At 59.1% G+C, this 1,292-nt stretch carries 1 protein-coding gene; it reads right to left on the reverse strand.

What is annotated here, in order from left to right:
* Positions 1-5: 5 nt before the first annotated feature.
* Positions 6-1,277 (reverse strand): MFS transporter, encoded by a 1,272-nt coding sequence (locus B6V74_RS18680; protein ID WP_240497148.1) that lies wholly within the window; start codon positions 1,275-1,277, stop codon positions 6-8.
* Positions 1,278-1,292 lie beyond the last annotated feature (15 nt).

The raw sequence follows: 1,292 nt of genomic DNA on the forward strand, positions 1-1,292 counted from the left end.
GGAGTTCATTCTCTTGGGTCCTGTTGCGCCAATTCCATGGGGAGGGGAGCGTCTTCGGGTTGGTCCGCATCCAATTCGGCCTGATCAGCACCGAGGGCGACCGTTTCAGGTGTTGAAGCGCGGGCCATCGGTTTGGATTGGAACGCCACCTTGTTTTCACTGGAGACGGCAGGAGCATTTCTTAGCCTGTAGGCCGCGAAAGCAAACAAAAGGATGTGTGCAGCGCCGGTGACAGCGAACAGGCTGAGAGCCCCGAATGCGGTCATCGACATACCGGCAACCGTAGGGCCGATGATCGACCCGATCCCGAACACAAGCAACAGACCACCGCTCACCTGAATATATGTTCCGGGCTCGGCATGGTCGTTTGCATGGGCCACGATCACGGGATACATCGCAAAAACCGTCGCTCCAAACAGAGCGGAAAGGCTAAGCACAGCGGCTGGAGTGGTCGCGCCCGAGACCAGAAAGAGCGCATCAGAAACAACGGCAAAGCCGGTGATGGCGATCAGCACTTTTCTTCTGTCAAGACGGTCCGAGGCGATCCCGACGGGGATTTGCATCGCAGCGCCTGCCAGAATCGGAATGCTGGCGAACAACGCAATATGGCCCAGCGTCAGGCCGATCCGGGCCGCGTAAACGGCGGCCAAAGTTCCGAAAGAAGCATTTGAGACACCGACCATCAACACCGCAAAGACTGCAATAGGTGAATTTTTCCAAAGTCCCCGCAGATTGAGCGAGACCTTTGTAAGCGGCCGCGGGGTCGTTGTCGCGCTTATGGCTGTCGGCAGAAGCGCCAGACAGTAAACCATCGCGGCCAGAACGAAGAAGAAAAACCCGCTGGCATCCCCGAGTGTCAGCACCATCTGGCCTGCCGTCGTCGCAGCAAGATTTACCATCGTATAGATGCCGAAGACCCGACCGCGCGAGGATGCCTCGGTCCGCTCGTTGAGCCAACTTTCGACGATCATTGCCGCTCCTGCAAAACAGAAACCGGACAGCGCCCGCACCGGGATCCAGACCCATGGTGTGACAAGGATGAGAGAAGTAAGAACGGCAATGGCAGCAATCGCGCACATGGCCCCAAATGCCCTGATGTGGCCGACACGTGCCACGAGGGCAGGCGTGCGCAAGCACCCCGCGATATAGCCGATCGCCCACCCCGTCCCGAGCAGGCCGAGCGACGCTGCCGTGAAGCCTTCGCCCTCGCCACGGACAGGCAGGATCAAGGCATTGACGCCACCCGCGAACAGCAAAAACGCTGAACCCAGAAACAGGGCGCCGAGAGAGAA

It is taken from the genome of Thioclava sp. F42-5, assembly GCF_002213195.1.
Lineage (GTDB): Bacteria > Pseudomonadota > Alphaproteobacteria > Rhodobacterales > Rhodobacteraceae > Thioclava > Thioclava nitratireducens.